Origin of the sequence: Citrobacter sp. Igbk 17 (assembly GCF_028069775.1) — a bacterium.
In the GTDB taxonomy this organism is placed as follows: Bacteria; Pseudomonadota; Gammaproteobacteria; order Enterobacterales; family Enterobacteriaceae; genus Citrobacter.
In genome coordinates this window covers 17613-44113 of sequence record NZ_JANEWI010000004.1, presented here as the reverse complement: position 1 = coordinate 44113, position 26501 = coordinate 17613, and the positions used below count along the sequence as shown (strand labels likewise).

The following is a 26501-nucleotide window of genomic DNA, read 5'->3' as shown; positions in this document are numbered from 1 at the left end:
ATACCACCACAATGGCAACAGTGAAGGGATATCAGACATTATCGGATGACATCGGCCAGCGCTTCTTCCAAATCGTACCAACGAAACGCAAAACCGGCCGCTTCCAGGCGTTTGGGCAACGCACGCTGACCCCCGAGGACCAGCACCGAGGATTCGCCCATCAGCAGCCGCATAGCGGCCGCTGGAACGCGCAGGATCGCCGGGCGATTCAGGGCATGACCCAGCGCATGGGCAAACTGCTCATTGCGAACCGGGTACGGCGAAACCATGTTGAAGGGACCGCGCAGATCGTTATCCAGCAGCCAGATAATCCCATTGACCATATCGTCAATATGGATCCAGGCCAGGTATTGACGCCCATTGCCGATAGGACCGCCAAGCCCCAGACGAAACGGTGGGACCATCTTAGCGAGGATCCCGCCCGTAGAGGCCAATACAACGCCAGTACGCAGCAAACATACGCGCGTTCTGTCGCTTTGCGCAGCGCTGGCGATCTGTTCCCACCGGGCGCACAACTTATGGGTGAATTCATTGTGTGGCGGTTCTTCTTCCGTCACAACGACTTCACCCAGATCGCCGTAGTATCCCGTAGCGGAACCAGAGATGAGTACGGCAGGCGGCGTGTCGCTGACCTTGATTAAATCGACCAGTTTCTGCGTAATCCCCCAGCGGCTCTGGCACAAACGCTCTTTTTGCTCAGCGCTCCAGCGTTTGTCAGCGATAGGTTCTCCGGCAAGATTGATGACAGCATCAATGCCATCGAGGTTTTGCTGCTCTTCCAGCCCTTTCCATAGCGTGACCCGGGAGTCCAGAATCTGACGAGCCTTATCAGGAGTACGTGTCACTACGGTAATCTGATGCCCCAGTTCCAGCAGGCAGGGGATCAAATGACGTCCAATCAGGCCAGTACCGCCGGTAATCAGAATCTGCATGTCGCCTCCCGGGTTACGTTTAGCGCTGCCAGCTCAATGTCATGGAAACGGAGTCGGCGTAACGCAATGCGTGAAGTTTATCGATCTCCACTTCAGCATAAGTGACCCAGTGATGTTCGCGTGCGATATCGAGCACATCTTGCGTTAATTTTTCCAACAATGAGAAGCGGTTACTCTCAACGTGCGAAATGATGCTCTTGGTGATGGTGCGATAATTCAGCGCGTCGTTGATATCTTCACTGGTCCGGGCTTTGTCTGCGGGATAGTGGATGGCAATATTGATGACGATATCCTGTCGGTTCAGGATCTCTTCTTCTTTAATGCCGATAAAAGTGCGCAGACGAAGGCTTTTTATACGAATAATTGCGTCAGGTTGTGACATTGCAGGTTTCCTCCATGTATGAACCTTTTCATGATACACGAGAACCGAATCGCGTTAACTTTTCTCGCTCTGCGCTTGCTGCATCGCCCGTTCTGTTGCGGGACGAGTACGGATTCGTTCGTACCAGTTATTGACCGCCGGATAGTTGTCGAGGTCGATACGCTGGCGCTGGTGGAGATTAATCCACGGCCAGCAGGCAATGTCGGCAATGCTGTAATGATCGCCACCCAGCCAGGGTGATATTTCCAGACGTTTATTCATGACGTTGTACAGTCGCTGGGTTTCCACCTGATACCGTTCAATAGCGTAGGGGATGGTCTGCGGTGCGAAGTGGCTGAAGTGATGATTTTGTCCCAGCATTGGCCCAAGTCCGCTAACCTGCCAGAAGAGCCACTGCAGCGTGGTGTGGCGCTCGCGTAATTCACCGCTGAGTAGCTTACCGCTCTTTTCCGCCAGGTAGAGTAAAATCTCACCAGACTCAAACAGGCTAATGGGTTTTCCACCATCCTCCGGGGCGCAGTCGATGATGGCCGGAATTTTATTATTCGGTGAAATCTGCAAAAAGTCAGGGCGGAACTGGCTGCCTCTGCTGATATCTACATGTATCAGGCGGTACTTTAACTGTGTCTCTTCGAGAAACAGTGTGATTTTGTGCCCGTTTGGCGATGGAGTGTAGTAGAGGTCGATCATTTTCAGCGTCCGTTTTGTCATGAACCGGGTCACTACAAGTATAGAAGCTGCTGACGTGCGTGAGTTTTCATCAAGTGACAGCGAGAGAAAGACTCTATATTTTGAAAGCAAGCCAATACACTTCAGAGGACATTATGAGCAAACCTGCAATTACGCTGTGGTCAGATGCCAATTTTTTCTCCCCTTATGTGCTGTCTGTTTATGTCGCTCTGCAAGAGAAAGGGCTGCCTTTTACGCTGAAAACTGTCGACCTCAATAGTGGTGAACACTTGCAACCTTCATGGCAAGGGTATGCGCTGACGCGTCGTGTACCGGTTCTGGACATTGACGGTTTTGAACTGAGTGAATCCTCGGCGATTGCCGAGTTCCTGGAAGAGCGTTTCGCTCCACCGCAATGGGAGCGTATTTATCCGCACGATCTACAAAAACGGGCTCGTGCCCGCCAGGTTCAGGCCTGGCTCCGTAGCGATCTGATGCCTATCCGGGAAGAGCGTTCGACGGATGTGGTTTTTGGTGGCGTGAAGAAAGGTCCGTTGACGGAAGCAGGAAGGGCCAGTGCGGAAAAATTGTTTGCCACGGCGGGCAGTTTACTGGCGCAAGGTAAGCAGAATTTGTTTGGTGAATGGTGTATCGCAGACAGCGATTTGGCGCTAATGCTTAATCGATTGGTTCTGAATGGCGATGATGTACCAGAACAGCTCGCGGAGTATGCCACCTTCCAGTGGCAGCGCGCTTCGGTACAACGTTTTATCGCGCTTTCAGCGAAGCGTTCCTGCTGAAAGTAGGGGCGTAATCCAGTATCATTGAAAGGTATTTTTCAACGAGGGGTGAGTGATGAAACTGATGTTCGCATCGGACATTCATGGTTCGTTGCCGGCTACGGAATGCGTACTTGAACGGTTTACCCAAAGTGGTGCGCAATGGCTGGTGATACTGGGCGATGTATTGAACCATGGGCCGCGTAATGCGTTGCCAGAGGGCTACGCGCCAGCACAGGTCGCCGAGCGTTTGAATGAGCAAGCGTCGCGGATAATTGCAGTGCGTGGAAATTGCGACAGCGAAGTGGATCAGATGCTCCTGCATTTTCCAATAACCGCGCCGTGGCAGCAAATTCTGACTGACAGCCAGCGACTCTTTCTGACGCACGGACATCTTTTTGGTCCGGATAACTTACCACCGCTCAACGCCGGCGATGTGCTGGTTTATGGGCATACGCATTTGCCGGTGGCAGAGCGACGTGGGGATATCTACCAGTTTAATCCAGGTTCGGTAAGCATCCCGAAAGGGGGATTTACGGCAAGCTACGGGATTCTGGATGATAATGTTCTCAGCGTGATGGCACTCAATGATCAAAGTATTATTGCGCAGGTCGAGATTAATCCGTAATTTACCCCACAAACGTAAACGCGCCGTAAGAGCGCTAGAAAAAAGAAGGTTTCCTGATGGTGGAACAGCGTCGTTTGGCAAGTACTGAATGGGTGGATATTGTGAATGAAGACAATGAAGTCATCGCACAATCCAGCCGGGAACAAATGCGGGCACAATGCTTGCGCCACCGTGCAACGTATATCGTTGTACACGATGGTATGGGTAAAATTCTGGTTCAACGTCGCACTGAGACAAAGGACTTTATGCCCGGTATGCTGGATGCTACCGCGGGGGGGGTTGTGCAGGCTGATGAGCAGCTTCTGGACTCCGCGCGTCGTGAAGCGGAAGAAGAATTGGGCATTGCCGGTGTCCCGTTTGCCGAGCACGGTCAGTTTTATTTTGAAGACCAGAACTGTCGCGTCTGGGGCGGGCTGTTTAGCTGCGTTTCTCACGGACCGTTTGCGCTGCAGGAAGAAGAGATTAGTGAAGTGTGCTGGCTGACGCCGGAAGAAATTACCGCGCGCTGTGATGAATTTACACCGGACTCACTGAAAGCACTGGCGCTGTGGATGACACGCAATGCCAAGAATGAAAGTGCGAAAGCCGAAAAACACGAAGAAGCTGAGTAAACTCAGCGCCACCGATCCTGGATGACGGATCGGGACTCGTTGTAGGCCGGATAAGCCGCTGATGTGCATTATCCGGCCTTGTTGTTTAATGGTAGCCCATCATTTGCGCACCAATAACCACTACGCTGGACATAATAAACAGCAGGCCCAGCAGCGTGGCACCCACCTTCAACCAGTTGCGGAAGTCCACCCGACATACTCCTAATGTCGCCATCAGCGACGCAGAGGTTGGGTAGATAATATGACTGAAGCCGTCACCAAACTGAAAAGCCAACACGGTGACCTGGCGGTTTACCCCAACCAGATCGCCCAGTGGTGCCAGTAGCGGCATAGTCAGTGCTGCCTGACCCGAACCGGATGTGACAAAGAAGTTAAACACAGCCTGGAAAAGCAGCATAAACCAGGCCGCAATCGCGTTGTCCAGGCCACTGATACCGTTGGCGATACTGTGCAGCAGGGTATTTAACACACTGGCATCACCCGCTTCGCCATTACCAACCAGCAGTAATATTCCCTTGGCAAAGCCGACCAACAGGGCAGGCGCGATCATCATTCGCGCACCCTCAGTAAACGAGGAGGCCATGATATTGACCGTCATACCGTTGAGTCGAAAAACAACCCCGATAATGCCAATCACCAGCCCCATGGTGAAAAACTGACTGGCAATTTCAGGAATGAACCACGCGTTGACGATAACGCCCCAGACCACCCAAATCATCACTGCGGTCAACACGATCAGGACCAGCCAGTCACCCAGTGTGAAACGTCGCTCGACGACCTCGTCCTGCTGCTCACGGAAGAAACGGTCCGATTCATGCACCCGGGACAGCAATGGATTCTTCTTGATACGTGCCGCGTAGGCCAGCGTGAACGTCAGGCCGATCATCGTCGCCACAACCCACACGACGATGCGCAGACCCGAACCCGAGAGCACGGGCACACCCGCAATACCCTGTGCGACAACCACACAGAATGGGTTCATCCATGAGCTGGCAAAGCCAATTTGGGTGGCAATATAGGTCACCAGAACGGTGGTGATGCTGTCGTAACCTAACCGCACCATTAGCGGCGCAATGATAATGGCGAAGGCGACCGCTTCTTCCCCCATCCCAAAGACGGCACCGCCTAACGAGAAGAGAATAAACAGTACCGGGATAAACAAGACCTCATTACCCCGTGTATGACGGATCAGCGCCAGGATGCCGTTATCGATGGTTCCTGTGCGCATTACGATGCCGAATGCACCACCAATCACCAGCATAAACATAATGATGCCAACGGCGGTGCCAAATTTTGAACCGGAGGTTAACCCTTCAAACGGAAAATTCATCAGACCAGGGCTTTCATCGCCGGTGGTGAAGAACTTAACCCGGTGATATTGCTCTTCACCCGCATCGTTGGTCAGAATACGAAAAGAGTGGGGATCGACCACTTTACGCGTTTTGGTTTGTCCATCGACCTGGTACTGCACTTCCTGGCTGTCGAACATTCCGACGGGAACGACCCATGTTGCCAGACTGGTTAAAATGGCGACGAAAAAAATAATGACCAGCGTGTCGGGCATGGCCCATTTTTTCGCGGGTTGTGATTCTGTTACTGCAGACATAAAGGACTATCCCTGTTGCAAAGCAAAGAGGCTAAGTATGCAAACAGGAGAATAGTTATTCATTGATGCAGCGCATCTAAGCAAATATTTCAGAATTTGTTAATGAAAGGGACGGGCATAAAAAAACCGGAAATATCAGCTATTTCCGGTTTCAAGAATCACGCTATGTAGGTTGCAACGGATGCGTTTAGGTCACCATCCGGCGTACACAGCAGATTACTGCTGCTGGGAGGACTGGATCGCGGTCAGAGCGATGGTGTAGACGATATCGTCTACCAGCGCGCCACGAGACAGGTCGTTCACCGGCTTACGCATACCCTGCAGCATCGGCCCGATGGAGATCAGGTCAGCAGAACGTTGTACCGCTTTGTAGGTGGTGTTACCGGTGTTCAGATCCGGGAAGATGAACACGGTAGCGCGACCTGCAACCGGAGAGTTCGGCGCTTTGGATTTTGCTACATCAGCCATAACAGCCGCATCGTACTGCAGAGGACCGTCGATCATCAGGTCAGGACGTTTTTCCTGCGCCAGACGTGTTGCTTCACGTACTTTCTCTACATCGCTACCTGCACCAGATGTACCGGTGGAGTAGGAGAGCATTGCAACGCGTGGTTCGATGCCGAAGGCAATCGCGGAATCAGCAGACTGAATCGCGATTTCTGCCAGCTGTTCTGCGGTCGGATCTGGGTTGATCGCGCAGTCGCCGTAAACATAAACCTGATCCGGCAGCAGCATGAAGAACACAGAAGACACCAGAGAGCTACCCGGCGCAGTTTTAATCAGCTGCAGCGGTGGGCGAATGGTGTTTGCTGTCGTGTGCACGGCACCAGAAACCAGACCGTCAACATCGTCTTGTTCCAGCATCAGAGTACCGAGAACCACGTTGTCTTCCAGTTGTTCGCGAGCAACGGTTTCGGTCATGCCTTTGTTTTTACGCAGTTCGACCAGGCGAGCAACGTAGCTTTCGCGAACCACATCCGGGTCAACGATTTCTACGCCAGCACCCAGCTCAACGCCCTGAGACGCGGCAACACGGGTGATCTCATCCGGGTTACCCAGCAGTACGCAGGTTGCGATCCCACGTTCAGCACAGATAGCCGCTGCTTTAACAGTACGCGGTTCGTCACCTTCTGGCAGAACAACACGTTTACCGGCTTTACGCGCCAGTTCGGTCAGCTGATAACGGAACGCTGGCGGAGACAGACGACGGCTGCGCTCAGAGGTCGCGGTCAGAGATTCAATCCAGTCAGCGTTGATGTAGTTTGCAACGTATTCCTGAACTTTCTCGATGCGCTCGTGATCGTCAACCGGCACTTCCAGGTTGAAGCTCTGCAGGCTCAGAGAGGTCTGCCAGGTGTTGGTGTTCACCATGAATACCGGCAGGCCAGTTTCGAATGCACGTTCGCACAGTTTGTTGATGCGCGCGTCCATTTCGTAGCCGCCAGTCAGCAGCAGGGCGCCGATTTCTACGCCGTTCATTGCCGCCAGGCATGCTGCAACCAGCACGTCAGGACGATCGGCGGACGTTACCAACAGGGAACCTGCACGGAAGTGTTCCAGCATGTGCGGAATGCTGCGTGCGCAGAACGTTACGGATTTCACGCGACGGGTATTGATATCGCCTTCGTTAACGATGGTAGCGTTCAGGTGACGCGCCATATCGATTGCACGCGTTGCGATCAGATCGAAGCTCCACGGCACCGCGCCCAGTACTGGCAGCGGGCTGGATTCTTGCAGTTTAGCCGGATCAACTTTGATCACTTTCGCTTTGGAAGAGTCGTCGAAAATCTCGGACAGATCCGGGCGGGTACGGCCCTGCTCATCAACCGGTGCGTTCAGTTTGTTAACGATAACGCCGGTGATGTTGGTATTTTTCGCGCCGCCGAAGCTGCTGCGAGTCAGTTCAATACGCTCGTTCAGCTGTTCCGGAGTATCGGTGCCCTGAGACATCACGAAGACGATTTCCGCGTTCAGCGTTTTCGCGATTTCGTAGTTCAGAGACTGGGCGAACTGATGTTTACGGGTTGGGACCAGGCCTTCAACCAGTACAACTTCAGCATCTTTGGTGTTCGCGTGGTAGTTCGCGATAATCTCTTCCATCAGCACATCTTTCTGATTGCTGGACAGCAGAGATTCCACGTGGCTCATCTTCAGCGGCTCAGCGGCTGGCAGAGAGGAGTTAGCACGCACGATGCTGGTAGTCTGGTCTGGTGCATCGCCACCGGCACGAGGTTGAGCGATTGGCTTAAAGACGCTCAGACGAACGCCTTTGCGTTCCATAGCACGGATCACGCCAAGGCTGACGCTGGTCAGGCCGACGCTGGTTCCGGTAGGGATCAGCATAATAATACGGGACACGGTTTATCCTCTTTCGTTACCGCCAATTTAGACGGGTTACAAAACAGCACCGCCAGCTAGGCTGGCGGTGTGAAATCAGGCAGTCAGACGGCTCGCGTCTTGCGCGATAACCAGTTCTTCGTTGGTTGGGATAACCACCGCAGGACGGGTACCTTCTTTGTTGATGAAACCAGATTTGCCGAAACGTGCGGCCAGGTTACGTTCGTGGTCAACTTCGAAGCCCAGAACGCCCAGTTTGCCCAGAGACAGTTCACGAACCATCGCTGCGTTTTCACCAATGCCACCGGTGAAGACAACCGCATCCAGACGACCATCCATCAGCGCGGTGTAGGAACCGATGTATTTCGCCAGACGGTGGCAGTAAACGTCCATTGCACGTTTAGCGTCTTCTTTGGTGGTGTAGTTGTCTTCAACATAACGGCAGTCGCTGGTGACTTCGGTCAGACCCAGCAGGCCAGACTCTTTGGTCAGCATTTTGTTGATCTGGTCAACGCTCATGCCCAGAGTGTCGTGCAGGTGGAAGATAATCGCCGGGTCGATGTCACCGGAACGCGTACCCATCACCAGACCTTCCAACGGGGTCAGACCCATGGAGGTATCAACACATTTACCATTACGGATTGCAGAAACAGAACCGCCGTTGCCCAGGTGGCAAGTGATGATGTTCAGTTCATCAACCGGTTTGTTCAGCATTTTTGCCGCTTCCTGAGTCACGAAGAAGTGGCTGGTACCGTGCGCGCCGTAACGACGAACGCCATGCTCTTTGTACAGGCTGTACGGCAGAGCGTAGAGGTAAGATTCTTCCGGCATAGTCTGATGGAACGCGGTGTCGAACACAGCCACGTTTTTGTCTTTCAGGCTTGGGAAGGATTTCAGCGCTTCTGCGATACCGATCAGGTGAGCCGGGTTGTGCAGCGGTGCGAAAGAGGCGGAATCTTTGATGCCCTGGATAACGGAATCGTCAATAACCACGGAGCTGGTATACTTCTCGCCGCCGTGTACGATACGGTGACCAATTGCAGTCAATTGCGCGGACAATTCTGGTTTTTGTGCCAGAATAGTGTTAACGATAAAGTTCAGCGCTTCACTGTGAGCGGCTCCTGCACCTAAAGCCGCTTCTTGTTTACCGCCGTCCATTTTCCACTTGATACGTGCTTCTGGGAGATGGAAACATTCGGCTAAACCAGAGAGGTATTCTTCACCGTTTACTGCATCGATGATGGCAAATTTCAGTGAGGAGCTACCGCAGTTCAGAACCAGTACTAACTTACTCGACATGGAAGTACCTATTTATGATACGTGGCTAAAAAAACGTCAGGGAGTCATAGAGCGTAGCGCATGATGACACCGACGTTTATGATTAACATCATGCGCCAGGGTCTTTTTGGGCACGATGGAATAAATACCTTTGAGTCTATGCCATTTTGCGTATTTTTCAGCCAATGGCATACTGTATGCCAATTTGACGACTCAATGATTTTGGACTAAAGGCCTTACAGGCCGGCACAGGATACCTGAATGTGGGTATCAAAGACAAAATGTTTTGAACGATGTCCTTTGCAGTTGTTGTTTTGCACGAATTTTTTAATTTTTATATGTGAAGTTGAGGTAATCGCCATGTCGACACCGGATAATCGCTCCGTCAATTTTTTTAGCTTGTTTCGCCGGGGACAGCACTACGCAAAGACGTGGCCAATGGAAAAGCGCCTGGCGCCTGTGTTTGTTGAGAATCGCGTGATCCGCATGACGCGCTATGCGATTCGCTTTATGCCACCTATCGCCGTCTTCACGTTATGCTGGCAAATTGCGTTAGGTGGTCAGTTGGGACCGGCTGTGGCAACGGCGCTGTTTGCGCTGAGCCTGCCAATGCAGGGCATGTGGTGGTTGGGTAAACGTTCCGTTACGCCACTGCCGCCTTCGATTCTCAACTGGTTCTACGAAGTTCGGGGAAAATTACAAGAAGCCGGACAGGCGTTATCGCCGGTTGAAGGGAAGCCGGATTACCAGGCGCTGGCTGACACGCTTAAGCGCGCCTTCAAACAACTGGATAAAACTTTCCTCGATGATTTGTAATTGACCCCTGATTACGCATATAAAAGAAGGCACAAGTTGCCTTCTTTTTTTTCATCGCAGTAGTAGTGATACAGGAGTCCCAAATGGAAATGACCAACGCTCAACGTCTTATTTTGTCGAACCAGTACAAAATGATGACCATGCTCGATCCGACCAACGCCGAGCGTTATCGTCGTTTGCAGACGATTATTGAACGCGGTTACGGCTTGCAGATGCGCGAGCTGGATCGTGAGTTTGGTGAGCTGACGGAAGAAACCTGTCGTACGATTATCGATATTATGGAGATGTATCACGCATTACACGTGTCCTGGACTAATCTTAAAGATGCACAGGCTATTGATGAACGCCGCGTGACGTTCCTTGGCTTTGATGCCGCAACGGAAGCCCGTTTCCTCGGGTACGTTCGTTTTATGGTGAACGTGGAAGGCCGTTATACCCACTTTGATGCCGGTACACATGGCTTCAACGCTCAGACCCCAATGTGGGAAAAATATCAGCGCATGCTGAATGTCTGGCACTCCTGCCCGCGTCAGTATCACCTGAGCGCGAATGAAATTAACCAAATCATTAATGCCTGAGGGGGCGAGCGTGCAGTGCAAAGGCTTTCTGTTTGATCTGGATGGGACGCTGGTCGATTCCTTACCAGCCGTAGAACGTGCGTGGTGTAACTGGGCCGATCGTTTTGGTCTCGATCATGACGAGGTACTCGGTTTTATTCACGGCAAGCAGGCAATTACCTCCTTGCGGCACTTTATGCCTGGCAAGTCTGACGCGGAGATTGCGGCGGAATTCACGCGTCTGGAGCATATCGAAGCGACTGAAACGGATGGAATCACCGCGCTACCCGGGGCGATTGATTTACTCAATCACCTGAATAAAGCGGGTATCCCTTGGGCGATTGTGACCTCGGGGTCGATGCCCGTTGCGCGGGCACGCCATCGTGTTGCTGGCCTTCCCGCGCCTGAAGTGTTTGTCACTGCTGAGCGGGTAAAGAGAGGCAAACCAGAGCCAGATGCATATCTGTTAGGTGCTCAACTGCTAGGTCTTGCACCGCAGGAGTGTGCGGTGGTTGAAGATGCGCCCGCTGGGGTACTCTCTGGCCTGGCTGCCGGATGTCATGTGATCGCGGTCAACGCGCCGTCGGACACGCCGCGTCTGGATGAGGTCGACTTTTCGTTGACCAGTCTGGAACAGATTTCCGTGACCAAGCAACCCAACGGAAATGTGGTTGTTATAAGAAATACCTGATCGTGATTTAGCCCCAGACTGTTGGGGCTTTTTTATGGCAAACTCAATCCATCCCTCTCATTTAACAAGGATATGTTGTGAACGGTGAATTGATATGGGTTCTCTCATTGTTGGCTATTGCCGTCGTTTTGTTTGCCACTGGCAGAGTGCGTATGGATGCAGTTGCTCTGTTGGTCATCATTGCCTTTGTTCTGAGTGGAACACTGAGCATCTCAGAGGCTTTTTCTGGTTTCAGCGATCCTAACGTTATTTTGATAGCGGCCTTATTTATCATTGGGGACGGCCTGGTGCGTACCGGGGTCGCAACGGTGATGGGGGCCTGGCTGGTGAAGGTTGCCGGTAGTAGTGAAGTCAAGATGCTGGTTTTGCTGATGATCACCGTCGCCGGGCTCGGCGCTTTTATGAGTTCCACCGGTGTAGTCGCGATTTTTATTCCTGTTGTTTTAAGCGTATCTATGCGCATGCAAACCTCTCCCTCACGCCTGATGATGCCGCTTAGCTTCGCGGGGCTTATCAGCGGCATGATGACGCTGGTGGCGACGCCACCGAACCTGGTCGTCAACAGTGAGTTACTGCGCGAAGGACTAAACGGTTTCAGTTTTTTCAGCGTGACTCCGTTGGGGCTGGTTGTTCTGGTGCTCGGCATTATTTACATGCTGTTGATGCGTTTTATGCTCAAGGGTGAGGACTCCGGGCAGCAGGGGGATGGCTGGAAACGCCGGACCTTTCGCGATCTGATCAAAGAGTATCGTCTGACGGGGCGCGCCCGCCGCCTGGCGATTCGTCCAGGCTCGCCGATGATTGGCCAGCGTCTTGACGACCTGAAGCTGCGTGAGCGCTATGGGGCAAACGTTATTGGTGTTGAACGCTGGCGTCGCTTTCGGCGCGTGATTGTGGACGTTAATGGGGTCTCTGAGTTCCGTGCCCGCGACGTTTTGCTCATTGATATGTCCGCGGCCGATGTCGATCTGCGCGAATTCTGCAGTGAACAATTGCTGGAGCCGATGGTGTTGCGCGGCGAGTATTTTTCCGAACAGGCGCTCGATGTGGGGATGGCTGAGATTTCGTTGATCCCTGAATCAGAACTGATCGGTAAAACGGTACGGGAAATCGCGTTTCGTACACGTTACGGCCTGAACGTCGTCGGGGTGAAGCGTGATGGTACGGCGATGGACGGCGCGGTGGTGGATGAACCGTTGCTGATGGGCGATATCATTCTGGTGGTGGGTAACTGGAAACTCATCACCGCGCTTGGGAAAAAAGGCCGCGATTTTGTGGTGTTGAACATGCCGGTTGAAGTCAGTGAAGCGTCTCCGGCACACAGTCAGGCACCCCACGCGATTTTTTGCCTGGTTCTGATGGTTGCGTTAATGCTGACGGATGAAATCCCCAATACGGTGGCCGCAATTATCGCCTGCCTGCTGATGGGGAAATTCCGGTGTATTGATGCAGAGAGCGCCTATAAGGCGATCCACTGGCCAAGCATTATTTTGATCGTTGGGATGATGCCTTTCGCGCTGGCTTTACAAAAAACCGGCGGTGTCGATCTGGTGGTAAAAGGACTCATGGACGTCGGTGGGGGATATGGCCCGTACATGATGTTGGGTTGTCTGTTTGTCCTGTGCGCGACCATTGGCTTATTTATCTCGAATACCGCAACAGCAGTGCTGATGGCGCCGATTGCGCTGGCGGCGGCGAAGTCGATGGGGGTTTCGCCGTATCCTTTTGCGATGGTGATTGCAATGGCGGCATCCGCGGCCTTTATGACGCCAGTCTCATCACCCGTCAACACGCTGGTATTGGGGCCGGGTAACTATAGCTTTAGCGACTTCGTGAAAATTGGGGTGCCATTTACGGTGATCGTGATGGCGGTGTGTGTGGTGATGATCCCGATGCTGTTCCCGTTTTGATTTTTATTATGCGCCGGATGGCGGCTACGCCTTATCCGGCCTACGGCGTCTCCAGTCTTGTAGGCCTGATAAGCGTAGCGCCATCAGGCATGATGGCGCACGATGCCGGATCTTATCCGGCCTACAAAGGTAGCGTCGCCACAAACTTACAGCGGTGAATCCTGACTGATTTCATCCAGCGACAGATGGAAGCTTGGGACAAAGACCGCTAAAAAGTAGTCCATCTCTTCACTACGCCGTGACTCCAGCGTTTTTTCCAGCCGTGTTTTCGCCAGCAGAAACTCGTTGTTACCGGCCGAAAGCTCTTCCAGACATTTCAGATAGGCGCACAGGGCATCGGCCTGCTTCACAATCGATCTCTCTTCATCGCTGCTGGCGTGCTCATCAATTAATGGCGCAAAGATATCGCGTAATTCATCCGGAACCATATCGACCAGCTTCTGCTGGGCAATTTTCTCAATGGCTTTATATTCCTGAGCAATTTGTGAGTTGAAGTATTTTACCGGGGTAGGGAGGTCGCCGGTCAGTACTTCGGAAGCGTCGTGGTACATCGCCAGTAGCGCGATGCGCTCTGCGTTAACCTGACCACCAAATTTCCGGTTCTTAATCGCGGCCAGTGCATGGGCGACCATGGCGACCTGCAGGCTATGTTCGGAGACGTTTTCGGTGCGTACGTTACGCATCAGCGGCCAGCGGTTGATGAGCTTCAGACGGGATAAGTGGGCAAAAAAGTGGCTCTGCTTCATAACGACCCTTACTCTGTGACTTCAGTAACGGTATTTTGCGCAGAGAGTGCTACCGGATGCAAACCCGGTAGCACTTTGCATGATTACAGCTGGTGATAACCGGACAGGAAACGCTCAAACTTGCTCAGCGACATTTCAATATCATCAATACGCGGTAGCGTGACGATACGGAAGTGATCCGGCCACGGCCAGTTGAATGCTGTGCCCTGGACCAGCAGGACTTTTTCCTGCAGCAGGAAATCGAGTACCATTTTCTGGTCATCGTGAATATTGAAGCGTTTGGCATCAATTTTCGGGAACATATACAGCGCACCGCGCGGTTTCACACAGGAAACGCCCGGAATATCATTAAGTAATTCCCAGGCCCGGTTGCGCTGTTCATACAAACGTCCGCCTGGCATGATAAATTCGCTGATGCTCTGGTATCCACCCAGCGCGGTTTGAATGGCGTGTTGCGCTGGAACGTTGGCGCATAAACGCATGGAGGCCAGCATTTCAAGACCTTCAATATACCCTTTGGCATGTTTCTTCGGTCCGTTCAGTACCATCCAGCCCTGACGGAACCCCGCGACACGGTAAGTTTTTGACAGGCCGTTGAAGGTAATAGTCAGCAGATCCGGGGCCATTGCCGCAATTGAGTGATGCTCGGCATCATCATAGAGAATTTTGTCATAAATCTCGTCAGCAAAGATAATGAGGTTGTTCTGGCGAGCAATCTCAACAATCTCCATCAGCAGCTCTTTGGAATAGACGGCGCCGGTAGGGTTGTTTGGGTTGATGATGACGATCCCACGCGTGCGCGGGGTGATTTTTGCCCGAATATCATCAAGGTCCGGGAACCAGTCTGACGATTCATCACACAGGTAGTGCACGGCATTACCGCCAGAGAGCGATACTGCCGCTGTCCACAGCGGGTAATCAGGTGCAGGAACCAGCATTTCGTCCCCACTGTTCAGCAACGCCTGCATCGCCTGAACGATTAATTCAGAAACGCCGTTACCGATATAAATGTCCTCCACGGTAACATCGCGCATCCCGCGGGCCTGGTAATGCTGCATGATCGCTTTGCGGGCTGAATAAAGACCTTTTGAATCGCAATACCCTTGTGCGGTAGGTAAATTGCGGATCACATCGACCAGAATTTCATCTGGTGCTTCAAACCCGAATGGCGCAGGGTTGCCGATGTTGAGTTTCAGAACTTTATTGCCTTCTTCTTCCAGGCGCTTTGCTTCCTTCAGAACCGGGCCACGAATGTCATAACAGACATTTTCTAATTTGCTGGATTTTTCAATGGGGGACATGAATCTTGACCTTTTTAGCTGTGAATGCCACTCCCTGCCGTGGAAGTCAGCACAGAACAATGTACTCCCCCGACGGTGAGTTTTGAAGGGTCTTTAGTAGAAGATTTCGAAAGTTGCGAGGTTATAATTAACTGTTAACAACTAAATAATGAAATTAATATGGAATTATAATCTTGATATCTTGTATTTTATGGTTATATGTATCTTTGTGGCAGCTTGGGTATGGTGATTTGTTTGGCGAAAAATAGTGAGATGTGCAAAGCGGTGCGTGGTTGGCAGTATCTGCTGTTTGCGCAATTCGAAAATACTGAGGTCTTAGCCTGACAAACTGTTATCGACCTGATCTGACAACGGCGCGGTGTGAATCTATTGTTAAGTATAATTAATGAATGGTGGCATTCTTAATTAATTATTATTTAATATTTAAACAGTATTTATTGAACGCGTTAATAATACGAAAACCGGCAGTCTGAGTTAACACCTTTTTGCTTCGATTAATTCGCGATAACACTTATAAATATAGTGGTTTTAGGTTAAGATAAGTCCCATGAAATGGCGCGCAACTTGTGTTTTGCGATAATTCCAATGTTAGTTGAGAGTTTCTAACATACTGAAAAGTTAGTTTTTAATGTGTAAATTAGTGTTCGTTAACTATTTTTTAAATTTACAAAGTTTACATGTTCTCCATTAGTCAGAATCATCCAATAGCTAAAAAGTGACTCTTTCTCGTTGCTATATTCCGATGAGTACCACGGGTATTAAATAGCGCTGAAGAGGAATTGTTTCGTTTGTTAAAGCAAATACATCCTTATTTTCACCCGGTTACACTTGGTGAAACGGCGAGGGAGGTCCATTACAAATGGAGTTGTTTGTTTCTGAATGCACAGCATTAACCCGGTATGACCCGCGAGTAAGTGAAAAATTATGATAAATGCAAATCGTCCGATAATTAACCTCGACCTCGATCTGCTGAGAACCTTCGTTGCTGTTGCCGATCTGAATACCTTCGCGGCTGCGGCAGCTGCGGTATGTCGCACTCAGTCTGCGGTGAGTCAGCAAATGCAACGCCTCGAACAACTTGTGGGGAAAGAGTTGTTCGCGCGCCATGGACGTAACAAACTACTGACCGAGCATGGGATTCAGCTGTTGGGTTACGCCAGAAAAATATTGCGTTTTAATGATGAGGCATGCTCATCATTGATGTTTAACAATCTTCAGGGAGTGTTAACTATTGGCGCTTCTGATGAGTCAGCGGATACCATCCTTCCTTTTCTGCTGAACCGGATAAGTTCGGTTTATCCGAAGCTTGCGCTGGATGTCAGAGTGAAACGTAACGCCTACATGGTGGATATGCTGAAGTCACAAGAAGTTGATCTGGTGGTGACGACTAATCGGCCAGGCGATTTCGAGTGTTTGAATCTGCGTACCTCACCGACGCACTGGTATTGTGCGGCCGAATATATTTTACAAAAAGGTGAACCGGTACCGTTGGTGCTGCTGGACGATCCGAGCCCGTTCCGCGATATGGTACTGGCAACACTGAACGCTGCGCAGATCCCGTGGCGTCTGGCCTATGTTGCTTCAACATTAGCGGCTGTGCGTGCGGCTGTGAAGGCGGGGTTGGGCGTGACTGCTCGTCCTGTAGAAATGATGAGCCCTGATTTACGCGTACTGGGCGCGGCGGACGGATTGCCACCGTTGCCGGAAACGGAGTACTTGCTGTGCTGCGACCCTGCCTCACAAAATGAGCTGGCTCAGGTAATCTTTAAGTCGATGCAGACCTATCAAAATCCTTGGCAATACAACCAGTTTACTCCTGAAGGGGGAGACGACTCGCTGATCGTTGAAGGCGATTTTGAGTGATGTACCATAAATAATCGTTATAAAATGTAAGTGCAAAAAAGAGTCGCTGGTGATGAAAAAACATCCAGCGGCTCTTTTTTTATGCAAATAATGGTCGGAGAAGCCATTTTGTATACCTAAACTTAACAAAATCAGTAGGTAAAAAAATCACCTGCAAATAGTGCAAAAAATAATCATTCGAGGCGCTGTTCATTCCCATGTTAAAAAACTAGAGAAATTGTTGCTGTTTTTTATGGTGAATTAACAAAAGCGTGTCACAGATCAAGAAAATACTCCCATTTAGGGGGAGGCATCTGTGCGAATTCCTGTCAAAATAGACGTGTATTATCTTTTTTACTTCACAACGGACACGATTCAACAACATTAAAAATGACTGATGATGCGATCGAAATTAGTCTAAAGAGCACTTTATGTTAATGAAGTTGGAGTAGTGTAAAATAATGTGAGGAAACTTTTGTTAAAGTTGACAAAAGGTTATAGAAAGGAGTAAAAAACCCCATCAATTGGCTGTATAAATGATTTTCTACAGTGATTGTAAGGTTTTTTTTATTCCTCCCCATGAATCGATGTGGCGTTCATCTGCCGAAAAGAGCAGAGAATTTGGCGCTACTTTTGATGAGTAAGCAATGAGTATGTCAACATCCACTGAAGTCATCGCTCATCACTGGGCATTCGCTATCTTTCTTATTGTCGCCATTGGCCTGTGCTGCCTGATGCTCGTCGGCGGTTGGTTTTTAGGTGGTCGCGCACGCGCGAGATCTAAAAACGTGCCGTTTGAATCAGGTATCGACTCGGTCGGCACCGCCCGCTTGCGCCTGTCTGCCAAGTTTTATCTGGTAGCCATGTTCTTCGTTATCTTCGACGTTGAAGCGCTGTATCTGTTCGCATGGTCAACTTCTATCCGTGAAAGCGGTTGGATTGGCTTTGTGGAAGCTGCAATTTTTATTTTTGTGTTACTGGCAGGTCTGGTTTATCTGGTGCGTATTGGCGCGCTGGACTGGACGCCCGCGCGTTCACGCCGCGAGCGTATGAACCCGGAAACGAACAGTATCGCTAATCGTCAACGCTAACCGCGAGGCATTAAGATGGATTATACGCTCACCCGCATAGATCCTAACGGTGAGAACGACCGTTACCCCCTGCAAAAACAGGAGATCGTAACCGACCCCCTGGAGCAAGAAGTTAACAAAAACGTGTTCATGGGCAAGCTGCATGACATGGTTAACTGGGGCCGTAAAAACTCAATTTGGCCATACAACTTTGGCCTTTCCTGCTGCTACGTAGAGATGGTGACTTCGTTTACCGCCGTGCATGACGTGGCCCGTTTTGGTGCGGAAGTTCTGCGTGCATCACCGCGTCAGGCTGACCTGATGGTCGTAGCCGGAACCTGCTTTACCAAAATGGCCCCGGTTATTCAGCGCCTCTACGATCAGATGCTGGAACCTAAATGGGTTATTTCCATGGGCGCATGCGCCAACTCCGGCGGTATGTACGATATCTACTCGGTAGTGCAGGGCGTTGATAAATTTATTCCGGTAGATGTGTACATCCCGGGATGTCCGCCGCGTCCAGAAGCGTACATGCAGGCACTGATGCTGCTGCAAGACTCCATTGGCAAAGAACGCCGTCCGCTCTCCTGGGTGGTTGGCGATCAGGGCGTTTATCGCGCCAATATGCAGTCAGAACGCGAGCGTAAACGCGGCGAACGTATTGCTGTAACGAATCTTCGTACACCAGACGAGATTTAATTTGCGCCTGTCGGCAGCAACATTGCGCTTCGTGAACTATTAGACATACACAAAATCATTCAAGGTGTATCAAGGCGGCAACTGAGCGAATCCCCTGGAGCTTACATCAGTAAGTGACTGGGGTGAGGGAAGGCAGCCAACACCGAGACAGCTTGAAGGATGAAGTGGATAAACAGCGCGAAGCACTGCCGACTACCACGAACCATTTGCAATGGTGAACAATATGACCGACTTAACCGCGCAAGACGCTGCATGGCAAACACGGGATCACCTCGATGACCCGGTCATTGGCGAACTGCGCAACCGTTTTGGGCCGGATGCCTTTACCGTTCAGGCGACTCGCACCGGGGTACCCGTTGTCTGGGTCAAGCGTGAACAGTTACTCGAAGTTGGCGATTTCTTAAAGAGACTGCCGAAACCTTACGTCATGCTGTTTGACTTACACGGCATGGATGAACGTCTGCGTACGCACCGCGAAGGATTACCTGCCGCGGATTTTTCCGTTTTCTACCACCTGATCTCCATTGAACGCAATCGCGATATCATGCTCAAGGTGGCATTGTCTGAAAACGACCTGCGCGTACCGACCTTCACCAAACTGTTCCCGAACGCCAACTGGTATGAGCGTGAAACCTGGGAAATGTTTGGCATCGATATCGAAGGCCACCCACACCTGACGCGTCTACTGATGCCGCATACCTGGGAAGGCCATCCGCTGCGTAAAGACTATCCAGCGCGTGCGACTGAATTCGATCCGTTTGAGCTGACCAAAGCCAAACAGGATCTGGAAATGGAATCACTGACCTTCAAGCCAGAAGATTGGGGCATGAAGCGTAGCACCGAAAATGAGGACTTCATGTTCCTCAACCTCGGTCCTAACCACCCGTCTTCTCACGGTGCGTTCCGTATTGTCCTGCAGCTTGATGGCGAAGAAATCGTCGACTGTGTACCTGACATCGGCTACCACCACCGTGGTGCTGAAAAGATGGGTGAGCGTCAGTCCTGGCACAGCTATATTCCGTACACTGACCGTATTGAATACCTCGGCGGCTGCGTAAACGAAATGCCGTACGTGCTGGCAGTCGAAAAGCTGGCGGGCATTACCGTACCGGATCGCGTGAACGTGATTCGCGTCATGCTCTCCGAACTGTTCCGCATCAACAGCCACCTGCTGTACATCTCCACGTTCATTCAGGACGTCGGCGCAATGACTCCGGTATTCTTCGCCTTTACCGACCGTCAGAAAATCTATGACGTTGTCGAAGCGATCACTGGTTTCCGTATGCACCCGGCCTGGTTCCGTATCGGTGGTGTCGCACACGATCTGCCGCGCGGTTGGGACAAACTGCTGCGTGACTTCCTTGACTGGATGCCGAAGCGTCTGGATTCCTACGAGAAAGCAGCACTGCGTAACACCATCCTGAAAGGTCGTTCTCAGGGCGTTGCCGCATACGGCAAAAAAGAAGCGCTGGACTGGGGCTGTACCGGTGCTGCGCTGCGTGCGACGGGTATTGATTTTGACGTGCGTAAATCACGTCCGTACTCTGGTTATGAGAACTTTGACTTTGAAGTTCCGGTTGGTGGTGGTGTGTCCGACTGCTATACCCGCGTCATGCTGAAAGTTGAAGAGCTGCGCCAGAGTCTGCGCATCCTTGAGCAGTGCCTCAATAATATGCCGGAAGGCCCGTTCAAAGCGGATCACCCGCTGACCACGCCGCCGCCGAAAGAGCGCACGCTGCAACATATCGAAACCCTGATCACCCACTTCCTGCAGGTTTCGTGGGGCCCGGTTATGCCGGCGAACGAGTCCTTCCAGATGGTGGAAGCGACCAAGGGTATCAACAGTTACTACCTGACCAGCGATGGCAGCACCATGAGTTACCGTACTCGTATCCGTACCCCGAGTTATGCGCACTTGCAGCAGATCCCGGTAGCAGTACGTGGCAGCCTGGTGTCCGACCTTATCGTCCATCTGGGTAGTATCGATTTTGTAATGTCAGATGTGGACCGCTAATTATGCACGAGAATCAACAATCACAAACCGAGGCTTTTGAGCTGAGTGCGGCTGAGCGTGAAGCGATTGAGCACGAGAAGCACCACTACGAAGACCCGCGTGCGGCGTCCATTGAAGCGCTGAAAATCGTTCAGAAACAGCGTGGTTGGGTGCCGGATGGGGCGATCTACGCGATCGCTGACGTGCTGGGTATCCCGGCAAGCGACGTCGAAGGTGTTGCGACATTCTACAGCCAGATCTTCCGCCAGCCGGTCGGTCGCCACGTGATCCGCTATTGTGACAGCGTCGTGTGCCATATTAATGGCTACCAGGGGATCCAGGCTGCGCTGGAGAAAAAACTCAACATCAAGCCGGGGCAGACGACCTTTGATGGTCGCTTTACGCTGCTGCCGACCTGTTGCCTGGGGAACTGCGACAAGGGGCCGAACATGATGATCGATGACGATACCCATGCTCACTTAACCCCGGAAGGCATTCCCGAACTGTTGGAGCGGTATAAATGAAAGACATTATCCGTACTCCCGAAACACATCCGCTGACCTGGCGTCTGCGCGATGATAAACAGCCAGTCTGGTTGGACGAATACCGTAGCAAGAACGGTTATGAAGGTGCGCGTAAGGCCCTGACCGGGCTGTCACCGGATGAAATCGTCAATCAGGTAAAAGACGCTGGCCTGAAAGGGCGCGGCGGCGCAGGTTTTTCCACCGGTCTGAAGTGGAGCCTGATGCCGAAAGACGAATCCATGAACATCCGTTACCTGCTGTGTAACGCCGATGAAATGGAGCCGGGCACCTATAAAGACCGCCTGCTGATGGAACAGCTGCCGCACCTGCTGGTAGAAGGTATGTTGATCTCCGCGTTTGCGCTGAAAGCGTACCGTGGTTACATCTTCCTGCGCGGTGAGTATATCGAAGCGGCTGTGCATCTGCGCCGCGCGATTGCCGAAGCGACCGAAGCCGGTCTGCTTGGTAAAAACATCATGGGCACCGGTTTCGATTTCGAACTGTTCGTGCACACCGGGGCAGGGCGTTACATCTGCGGTGAAGAAACCGCACTGATTAACTCCCTCGAAGGTCGCCGCGCGAACCCGCGCTCCAAGCCGCCGTTCCCGGCAAGCTCTGGTGCATGGGGTAAACCGACCTGCGTGAACAACGTCGAAACCCTGTGTAACGTACCGGCTATCCTCGCAAATGGCGTGGAGTGGTACCAGAACATTTCGAAGAGCAAAGACGCGGGCACCAAACTGATGGGCTTCTCTGGTCGCGTGAAGAATCCGGGCCTGTGGGAGCTGCCATTTGGCACGACTGCGCGTGAAATCCTCGAAGATTACGCGGGCGGCATGCGTGATGGCTTGAAGTTCAAAGCCTGGCAGCCAGGTGGTGCGGGAACCGACTTCCTCACTGAGGCACATCTCGACTTGCCGATGGAATTCGAAAGCATCGGTAAAGCAGGTAGCCGTCTGGGTACAGCACTGGCGATGGCGGTTGACCACGAGATTGGCATGGTACCGCTGGTGCGCAACCTCGAAGAGTTCTTTGCCCGCGAGTCCTGCGGCTGGTGTACGCCGTGCCGTGACGGTCTGCCGTGGAGTGTGAAAATTCTGCGTGCGCTGGAGCGTGGTGAAGGCCAGCCAGGGGATATCGAGACACTTGAGCAACTGTGTCGTTTCCTCGGTCCGGGTAAAACCTTCTGTGCACACGCACCGGGCGCGGTTGAACCGCTGCAGAGCGCCATTAAATATTTCCGCGAAGAATTCGAAGCTGGCATTAAGCAGACTTTCAGCAATACCCACGTAATTAGTGGTATTCAGCCGAACCTGCTGAAAGAGCGCTGGTAATTGCGGGTTTACTCCTGCATCGCGATAAGTAATTCGATTAACGCTTAGTCCCTGACTAAGATAACTGGAAGCATGCTGACTATGGCTACGATTCATGTAGACGGCAAAGAATATGAGGTCAACGGAGCGGACAATCTGCTGGAAGCTTGTCTGTCTCTCGGCCTTGATATTCCATACTTTTGCTGGCACCCGGCGCTTGGGAGCGTCGGTGCTTGCCGCCAGTGTGCGGTGAAGCAATATCAAAACGCGGAAGATACGCGTGGTCGCCTGGTGATGTCATGTATGACACCGGCTACCGAAGGCACTTTTATTTCTATCGACGACGAAGAAGCGAAGCAATTCCGTGAAAGCGTGGTGGAATGGTTGATGACTAACCACCCACACGACTGTCCGGTCTGTGAAGAGGGGGGTAACTGCCACCTTCAGGATATGACCGTTATGACCGGTCATAGCTTCCGTCGCTACCGCTTTACTAAGCGTACTCACCGCAATCAGGATCTGGGGCCATTCATCTCTCACGAAATGAACCGCTGCATCGCCTGCTATCGCTGCGTGCGTTACTACAAAGATTATGCGGACGGCGCGGATCTGGGCGTGTATGGCGCACATGACAACGTCTATTTTGGTCGTCCGGAAGACGGTACGCTTGAGAGCGAATTCTCCGGTAACCTGGTAGAAATCTGCCCGACCGGTGTGTTCACTGATAAAACGCACTCCGAGCGTTATAACCGTAAATGGGATATGCAGTTTGCGCCGAGCATCTGCCAGCAGTGTTCCATTGGCTGTAACACCAGCCCGGGCGAGCGCTACGGCGAACTGCGTCGTATCGAAAACCGCTACAACGGTACCGTTAACCACTACTTCCTCTGCGACCGTGGTCGTTTTGGCTATGGCTACGTGAACCTGAAAGACCGTCCGCGTCAGCCGGTCCAGCGTCGTGGTGATGACCTGATCACCCTGAACGCTGAGCAGGCGATGCAGGGGGCGGCAGATATTCTGCGTCAGTCGAAGAAAGTGATCGGCATCGGCTCCCCGCGTGCCAGCGTTGAAAGCAACTTCGCGCTGCGTGAACTGGTGGGTGCGGATAACTTCTATACCGGTATCGCCCAGGGTGAGCAGGAACGTCTGCAACTGGCGCTGAGCGTGCTGCGTGACGGCGGTATTCATACCCCGGCTCTGCGCGAAATCGAATCTTACGACGCGGTCCTGGTGCTGGGTGAAGATGTGACCCAGACCGGGGCGCGTGTTGCGCTGGCTGTGCGTCAGGCGGTGAAGGGGAAAGCGCGTGAAATGGCAGCGGCACAGAAAGTGGCCGACTGGCAGATCGCCGCAATCCTTAACATTGGCCAGCGTGCCAAACACCCGCTGTTCGTGACCAACGTCGATAACACGCGTCTGGATGATATCGCGGCATGGACCTACCGTGCACCGGTTGAAGATCAGGCGCGTTTAGGTTTCGCTATCGCCCATGCGCTGGATAACAACGCACCGGCGGTTGACGGCATCGACCGTGACCTGCAGAACAAAATTGATGTTATCGTTCAGGCACTGGCCGGGGCGAAGAAACCGCTGATTATTTCCGGCACCAACGCCGGTAGCGCCGAAGTGATTCAGGCTGCTGCTAACGTGGCGAAGGCGCTAAAAGGCCGTGGCGCAGATGTTGGCATCACCATGATTGCCCGCTCTGTTAACAGCATGGGCCTGGGCATGATTGGCGGTGGTTCCCTTGACGATGCGCTGACTGAACTGGAAACAGGTCGTGCTGACGCCGTTGTGGTGCTGGAAAACGATTTGCATCGCCATGCTTCAGCGACTCGCGTAAATGCTGCGCTGGCTAAAGCGCCGCTGGTATTGGTCGTTGACCATCAGCGTACAGCAATCATGGAAAATGCCCATCTGGTGCTTTCCGCCGCTAGCTTTGCCGAAAGCGACGGTACGGTTATCAACAACGAAGGCCGTGCACAGCGTTTCTTCCAGGTCTATGACCCGTCCTATTACGACAGCAACACCATCATGCTGGAAAGCTGGCGCTGGCTGCATTCGCTGCACAGCACCGTACAGAGCCGTGAAGTGGACTGGACGCAGCTCGACCACGTTATCGATGCGGTCGTTGAGAAGCTGCCGCAGCTGGCGGGTATTAAAGATGCCGCACCGGATGCCAGCTTCCGTATTCGTGGGCAGAAACTGGCGCGTGAGCCACACCGTTACAGCGGTCGTACGGCAATGCGCGCTAACATCAGCGTGCACGAACCGCGCCAGCCGCAGGATAAAGACACCATGTTCGCCTTCTCGATGGAAGGGAACAACCAGCCGTCTGCACCGCGTTCACAAATTCCGTTTGCCTGGGCACCAGGCTGGAACTCCCCGCAAGCGTGGAACAAGTTCCAGGATGAAGTGGGCGGTAAACTGCGTCATGGCGATCCGGGCGTGCGTCTGATTGAAGCATCTGAAGGTGGCCTGGATTACTTCACCACCATTCCGGACAGCTTCAAGGCTCAGGATGGTCAGTGGCGTATCGCACCGTACTACCATCTGTTTGGTAGTGATGAAATGTCCCAGCGTGCACCGGTCTTCCAGACCCGCATGCCGCAGCCGTACATCAAACTCAACCCGGCAGATGCCGCGAAGTTGGGTGTCAATGCCGGCACGCGCGTTTCTTTCAGCTACGATGGCAACACGGTCACGCTGCCGGTTGAAATCGCTGAAGGCTTAACGGCAGGGCAGGTTGGTTTGCCGATGGGCATGCCTGGCATCGCGCCGGTTCTGGCAGGTGCGCGTCTTGAGGATCTGCAGGAGGCACAACAATGAGTTGGATTACACCCGATCTGATTGAGATCCTGCTGAGCATTCTCAAAGCGGTGGTGATCCTGCTGGTGGTGGTCACCTGCGGGGCATTCATGAGCTTTGGTGAACGTCGTCTGCTGGGTCTGTTCCAGAACCGTTACGGACCGAACCGTGTGGGCTGGGGTGGTTCACTCCAGCTGGTTGCGGATATGATCAAGATGTTCTTTAAAGAAGACTGGATCCCGAAATTCTCGGATCGCGTCATCTTTACTCTGGCACCGATGATCGCCTTCACCTCGCTGCTGCTGGCCTTTGCTATTGTGCCAGTGAGTCCGAACTGGGTGGTTGCTGACCTGAACATCGGGATCTTGTTCTTCCTGATGATGGCAGGCCTCGCGGTCTACGCGGTGCTGTTCGCCGGTTGGTCGAGCAACAACAAATACTCGCTGCTCGGTGCGATGCGTGCGTCTGCGCAGACGCTGAGCTACGAAGTGTTCCTCGGATTGTCCCTGATGGGTGTGGTGGCGCAGGCCGGTTCATTTAACATGACCGACATCGTCAATAACCAGGCCGATATCTGGAACGTTATTCCGCAGTTCTTTGGTTTTGTTACCTTTGCCATCGCGGGCGTAGCGGTGTGCCACCGTCACCCGTTTGACCAGCCAGAAGCCGAGCAGGAACTGGCCGACGGTTACCACATTGAATATTCCGGTATGAAATTCGGTCTGTTCTTCGTGGGTGAGTACATCGGTATCGTTACCATTTCTGCACTGATGGTTACCCTGTTCTTCGGTGGCTGGCATGGCCCGTTCTTACCGCCATTCGTCTGGTTCGCGCTGAAAACCGCGTTCTTCATGATGATGTTCATTTTGATTCGTGCGTCGTTACCGCGTCCTCGTTATGACCAGGTAATGTCCTTCGGCTGGAAAGTCTGTCTGCCGCTGACGCTCGTCAACTTGCTGGTAACGGCGGCTGTCATTCTGTGGCAGGCGCAATAAGGGACACAAAGACC

General features: G+C 52.4%; 23 protein-coding genes. 15 read left to right on the top strand and 8 right to left on the bottom strand.

Annotated elements, in window-relative coordinates:
* Positions 1-38: 38 nt before the first annotated feature.
* The 3 genes from NNO08_RS03590 to yfcG are packed head-to-tail and all read right to left on the bottom strand — an operon-like array spanning position 39 to position 2004.
* Entirely contained in the window at positions 39-932 is an 894-nt protein-coding gene (locus NNO08_RS03590) for a TIGR01777 family oxidoreductase (protein ID WP_271456204.1), read from the bottom strand.
* A gap of 19 nt (positions 933-951) precedes the next feature.
* Positions 952-1314 (bottom strand): dihydroneopterin triphosphate 2'-epimerase, encoded by a 363-nt coding sequence (gene folX, locus NNO08_RS03585; protein WP_271456203.1) that lies wholly within the window; start codon positions 1312-1314, stop codon positions 952-954.
* A 54-nt stretch (positions 1315-1368) separates the two neighbouring features.
* Positions 1369-2004: a GSH-dependent disulfide bond oxidoreductase gene (yfcG, locus tag NNO08_RS03580; RefSeq protein WP_271454968.1), complete on the bottom strand. Its 636-nt coding sequence runs from the start codon at positions 2002-2004 to the stop codon at positions 1369-1371.
* A 134-nt stretch (positions 2005-2138) separates the two neighbouring features.
* Here yfcG and yfcF point away from each other — a divergent pair, with 134 nt between their 5' ends.
* From yfcF to yfcD, 3 genes are read left to right on the top strand one after another with little or no spacing between them, the layout of a single operon-like run.
* Positions 2139-2783, top strand: a complete 645-nt coding sequence (gene yfcF / locus NNO08_RS03575; protein ID WP_271440249.1) for a glutathione transferase — start codon at positions 2139-2141, stop codon at positions 2781-2783.
* Positions 2784-2838: 55 nt separating this feature from the next.
* Positions 2839-3390 (top strand): phosphodiesterase, encoded by a 552-nt coding sequence (gene yfcE, locus NNO08_RS03570; protein WP_271440250.1) that lies wholly within the window; start codon positions 2839-2841, stop codon positions 3388-3390.
* A 56-nt stretch (positions 3391-3446) separates the two neighbouring features.
* Complete coding sequence (gene yfcD / locus NNO08_RS03565; protein WP_048211064.1) at positions 3447-4001, top strand: NUDIX hydrolase YfcD; 555 nt, start codon at positions 3447-3449, stop codon at positions 3999-4001.
* 85 nt (positions 4002-4086) lie between these two features.
* Here yfcD and yfcC read toward each other — a convergent pair whose 3' ends face one another.
* The 3 genes from yfcC to ackA form a co-directional block, all read right to left on the bottom strand.
* Complete coding sequence (yfcC, locus tag NNO08_RS03560; RefSeq protein ID WP_271440251.1) at positions 4087-5607, bottom strand: putative basic amino acid antiporter YfcC; 1521 nt, start codon at positions 5605-5607, stop codon at positions 4087-4089.
* 216 nt (positions 5608-5823) lie between these two features.
* Positions 5824-7965 (bottom strand): phosphate acetyltransferase, encoded by a 2142-nt coding sequence (pta, locus tag NNO08_RS03555; protein ID WP_137384163.1) that lies wholly within the window; start codon positions 7963-7965, stop codon positions 5824-5826.
* A gap of 75 nt (positions 7966-8040) precedes the next feature.
* On the bottom strand, positions 8041-9243 hold the full coding sequence (gene ackA, locus NNO08_RS03550) for an acetate kinase (protein WP_006683648.1): 1203 nt from the start codon (positions 9241-9243) through the stop codon (positions 8041-8043).
* 339 nt (positions 9244-9582) lie between these two features.
* Between ackA and yfbV the strand changes: the two genes are divergently transcribed.
* The 4 genes from yfbV (at position 9583) to NNO08_RS03530 (ending at position 13196) form a co-directional block, all read left to right on the top strand.
* Entirely contained in the window at positions 9583-10038 is a 456-nt protein-coding gene (yfbV, locus tag NNO08_RS03545; protein ID WP_003028087.1) for a terminus macrodomain insulation protein YfbV, read from the top strand.
* 83 nt (positions 10039-10121) lie between these two features.
* Positions 10122-10616, top strand: a complete 495-nt coding sequence (locus NNO08_RS03540) for a YfbU family protein (RefSeq protein ID WP_003028086.1) — start codon at positions 10122-10124, stop codon at positions 10614-10616.
* Positions 10609-11286, top strand: a complete 678-nt coding sequence (locus tag NNO08_RS03535) for a sugar phosphatase (protein WP_271440258.1) — start codon at positions 10609-10611, stop codon at positions 11284-11286. Before NNO08_RS03540 ends, NNO08_RS03535 begins: the two co-directional genes overlap by 8 nt.
* Before the next feature lie 77 nt (positions 11287-11363).
* Positions 11364-13196 (top strand): SLC13 family permease, encoded by a 1833-nt coding sequence (locus NNO08_RS03530; protein ID WP_137384162.1) that lies wholly within the window; start codon positions 11364-11366, stop codon positions 13194-13196.
* Positions 13197-13342: 146 nt separating this feature from the next.
* Here the strand turns inward: NNO08_RS03530 and yfbR are convergent, their stop codons facing one another.
* Positions 13343-13942: a 5'-deoxynucleotidase gene (gene yfbR, locus NNO08_RS03525; protein ID WP_137384161.1), complete on the bottom strand. Its 600-nt coding sequence runs from the start codon at positions 13940-13942 to the stop codon at positions 13343-13345.
* A gap of 83 nt (positions 13943-14025) precedes the next feature.
* Complete coding sequence (gene alaA, locus NNO08_RS03520; protein WP_005129483.1) at positions 14026-15243, bottom strand: alanine transaminase AlaA; 1218 nt, start codon at positions 15241-15243, stop codon at positions 14026-14028.
* 924 nt (positions 15244-16167) lie between these two features.
* Between alaA and lrhA the strand changes: the two genes are divergently transcribed.
* The 8 genes from lrhA to nuoH all read left to right on the top strand — a co-directional run bounded on the left by lrhA (position 16168) and on the right by nuoH (position 26487).
* Entirely contained in the window at positions 16168-17106 is a 939-nt protein-coding gene (gene lrhA, locus NNO08_RS03515; protein WP_271440146.1) for a transcriptional regulator LrhA, read from the top strand.
* A 626-nt stretch (positions 17107-17732) separates the two neighbouring features.
* The gene (nuoA, locus tag NNO08_RS03510) at positions 17733-18176 is read left to right on the top strand and encodes an NADH-quinone oxidoreductase subunit NuoA (protein WP_040230134.1); all 444 of its coding nucleotides are present in this window, start codon (positions 17733-17735) and stop codon (positions 18174-18176) included.
* A 15-nt stretch (positions 18177-18191) separates the two neighbouring features.
* A complete protein-coding gene (nuoB, locus tag NNO08_RS03505) occupies positions 18192-18854 on the top strand; it encodes an NADH-quinone oxidoreductase subunit NuoB (protein WP_003028075.1) in 663 nt (220 codons plus the stop codon).
* A 211-nt stretch (positions 18855-19065) separates the two neighbouring features.
* Complete coding sequence (gene nuoC / locus NNO08_RS03500) at positions 19066-20868, top strand: NADH-quinone oxidoreductase subunit C/D (RefSeq protein ID WP_137384160.1); 1803 nt, start codon at positions 19066-19068, stop codon at positions 20866-20868.
* Positions 20869-20870: 2 nt separating this feature from the next.
* Positions 20871-21371: an NADH-quinone oxidoreductase subunit NuoE gene (nuoE, locus tag NNO08_RS03495; protein ID WP_271456202.1), complete on the top strand. Its 501-nt coding sequence runs from the start codon at positions 20871-20873 to the stop codon at positions 21369-21371.
* Complete coding sequence (gene nuoF, locus NNO08_RS03490) at positions 21368-22705, top strand: NADH-quinone oxidoreductase subunit NuoF (protein WP_202038192.1); 1338 nt, start codon at positions 21368-21370, stop codon at positions 22703-22705. Before nuoE ends, nuoF begins: the two co-directional genes overlap by 4 nt.
* Positions 22706-22786: 81 nt before the next feature.
* Positions 22787-25513: an NADH-quinone oxidoreductase subunit NuoG gene (nuoG, locus tag NNO08_RS03485; RefSeq protein WP_271455131.1), complete on the top strand. Its 2727-nt coding sequence runs from the start codon at positions 22787-22789 to the stop codon at positions 25511-25513.
* Positions 25510-26487 (top strand): NADH-quinone oxidoreductase subunit NuoH, encoded by a 978-nt coding sequence (nuoH, locus tag NNO08_RS03480; protein WP_003028063.1) that lies wholly within the window; start codon positions 25510-25512, stop codon positions 26485-26487. Before nuoG ends, nuoH begins: the two co-directional genes overlap by 4 nt.
* The last annotated feature ends 14 nt before the right edge of the window (positions 26488-26501 follow it).

Coding starts and splice junctions, on each gene's coding strand:
- nuoG (WP_271455131.1), top strand. CDS start 22,787: ATGGCTACGATTCATGTAGACGGCAAAGAATATGAGGTCAACGGAGCG.
- ackA (WP_006683648.1), bottom strand. CDS start 9,243: ATGTCGAGTAAGTTAGTACTGGTTCTGAACTGCGGTAGCTCCTCACTG.
- yfcF (WP_271440249.1), top strand. CDS start 2,139: ATGAGCAAACCTGCAATTACGCTGTGGTCAGATGCCAATTTTTTCTCC.
- nuoE (WP_271456202.1), top strand. CDS start 20,871: ATGCACGAGAATCAACAATCACAAACCGAGGCTTTTGAGCTGAGTGCG.
- lrhA (WP_271440146.1), top strand. CDS start 16,168: ATGATAAATGCAAATCGTCCGATAATTAACCTCGACCTCGATCTGCTG.
- folX (WP_271456203.1), bottom strand. CDS start 1,314: ATGTCACAACCTGACGCAATTATTCGTATAAAAAGCCTTCGTCTGCGC.
- alaA (WP_005129483.1), bottom strand. CDS start 15,243: ATGTCCCCCATTGAAAAATCCAGCAAATTAGAAAATGTCTGTTATGAC.
- yfcG (WP_271454968.1), bottom strand. CDS start 2,004: ATGATCGACCTCTACTACACTCCATCGCCAAACGGGCACAAAATCACA.
- yfcC (WP_271440251.1), bottom strand. CDS start 5,607: ATGTCTGCAGTAACAGAATCACAACCCGCGAAAAAATGGGCCATGCCC.
- nuoC (WP_137384160.1), top strand. CDS start 19,066: ATGGTGAACAATATGACCGACTTAACCGCGCAAGACGCTGCATGGCAA.
- nuoB (WP_003028075.1), top strand. CDS start 18,192: ATGGATTATACGCTCACCCGCATAGATCCTAACGGTGAGAACGACCGT.
- yfbV (WP_003028087.1), top strand. CDS start 9,583: ATGTCGACACCGGATAATCGCTCCGTCAATTTTTTTAGCTTGTTTCGC.
- nuoF (WP_202038192.1), top strand. CDS start 21,368: ATGAAAGACATTATCCGTACTCCCGAAACACATCCGCTGACCTGGCGT.
- yfbR (WP_137384161.1), bottom strand. CDS start 13,942: ATGAAGCAGAGCCACTTTTTTGCCCACTTATCCCGTCTGAAGCTCATC.
- NNO08_RS03590 (WP_271456204.1), bottom strand. CDS start 932: ATGCAGATTCTGATTACCGGCGGTACTGGCCTGATTGGACGTCATTTG.
- NNO08_RS03535 (WP_271440258.1), top strand. CDS start 10,609: ATGCCTGAGGGGGCGAGCGTGCAGTGCAAAGGCTTTCTGTTTGATCTG.
- nuoH (WP_003028063.1), top strand. CDS start 25,510: ATGAGTTGGATTACACCCGATCTGATTGAGATCCTGCTGAGCATTCTC.
- NNO08_RS03540 (WP_003028086.1), top strand. CDS start 10,122: ATGGAAATGACCAACGCTCAACGTCTTATTTTGTCGAACCAGTACAAA.
- nuoA (WP_040230134.1), top strand. CDS start 17,733: ATGAGTATGTCAACATCCACTGAAGTCATCGCTCATCACTGGGCATTC.
- yfcE (WP_271440250.1), top strand. CDS start 2,839: ATGAAACTGATGTTCGCATCGGACATTCATGGTTCGTTGCCGGCTACG.
- yfcD (WP_048211064.1), top strand. CDS start 3,447: ATGGTGGAACAGCGTCGTTTGGCAAGTACTGAATGGGTGGATATTGTG.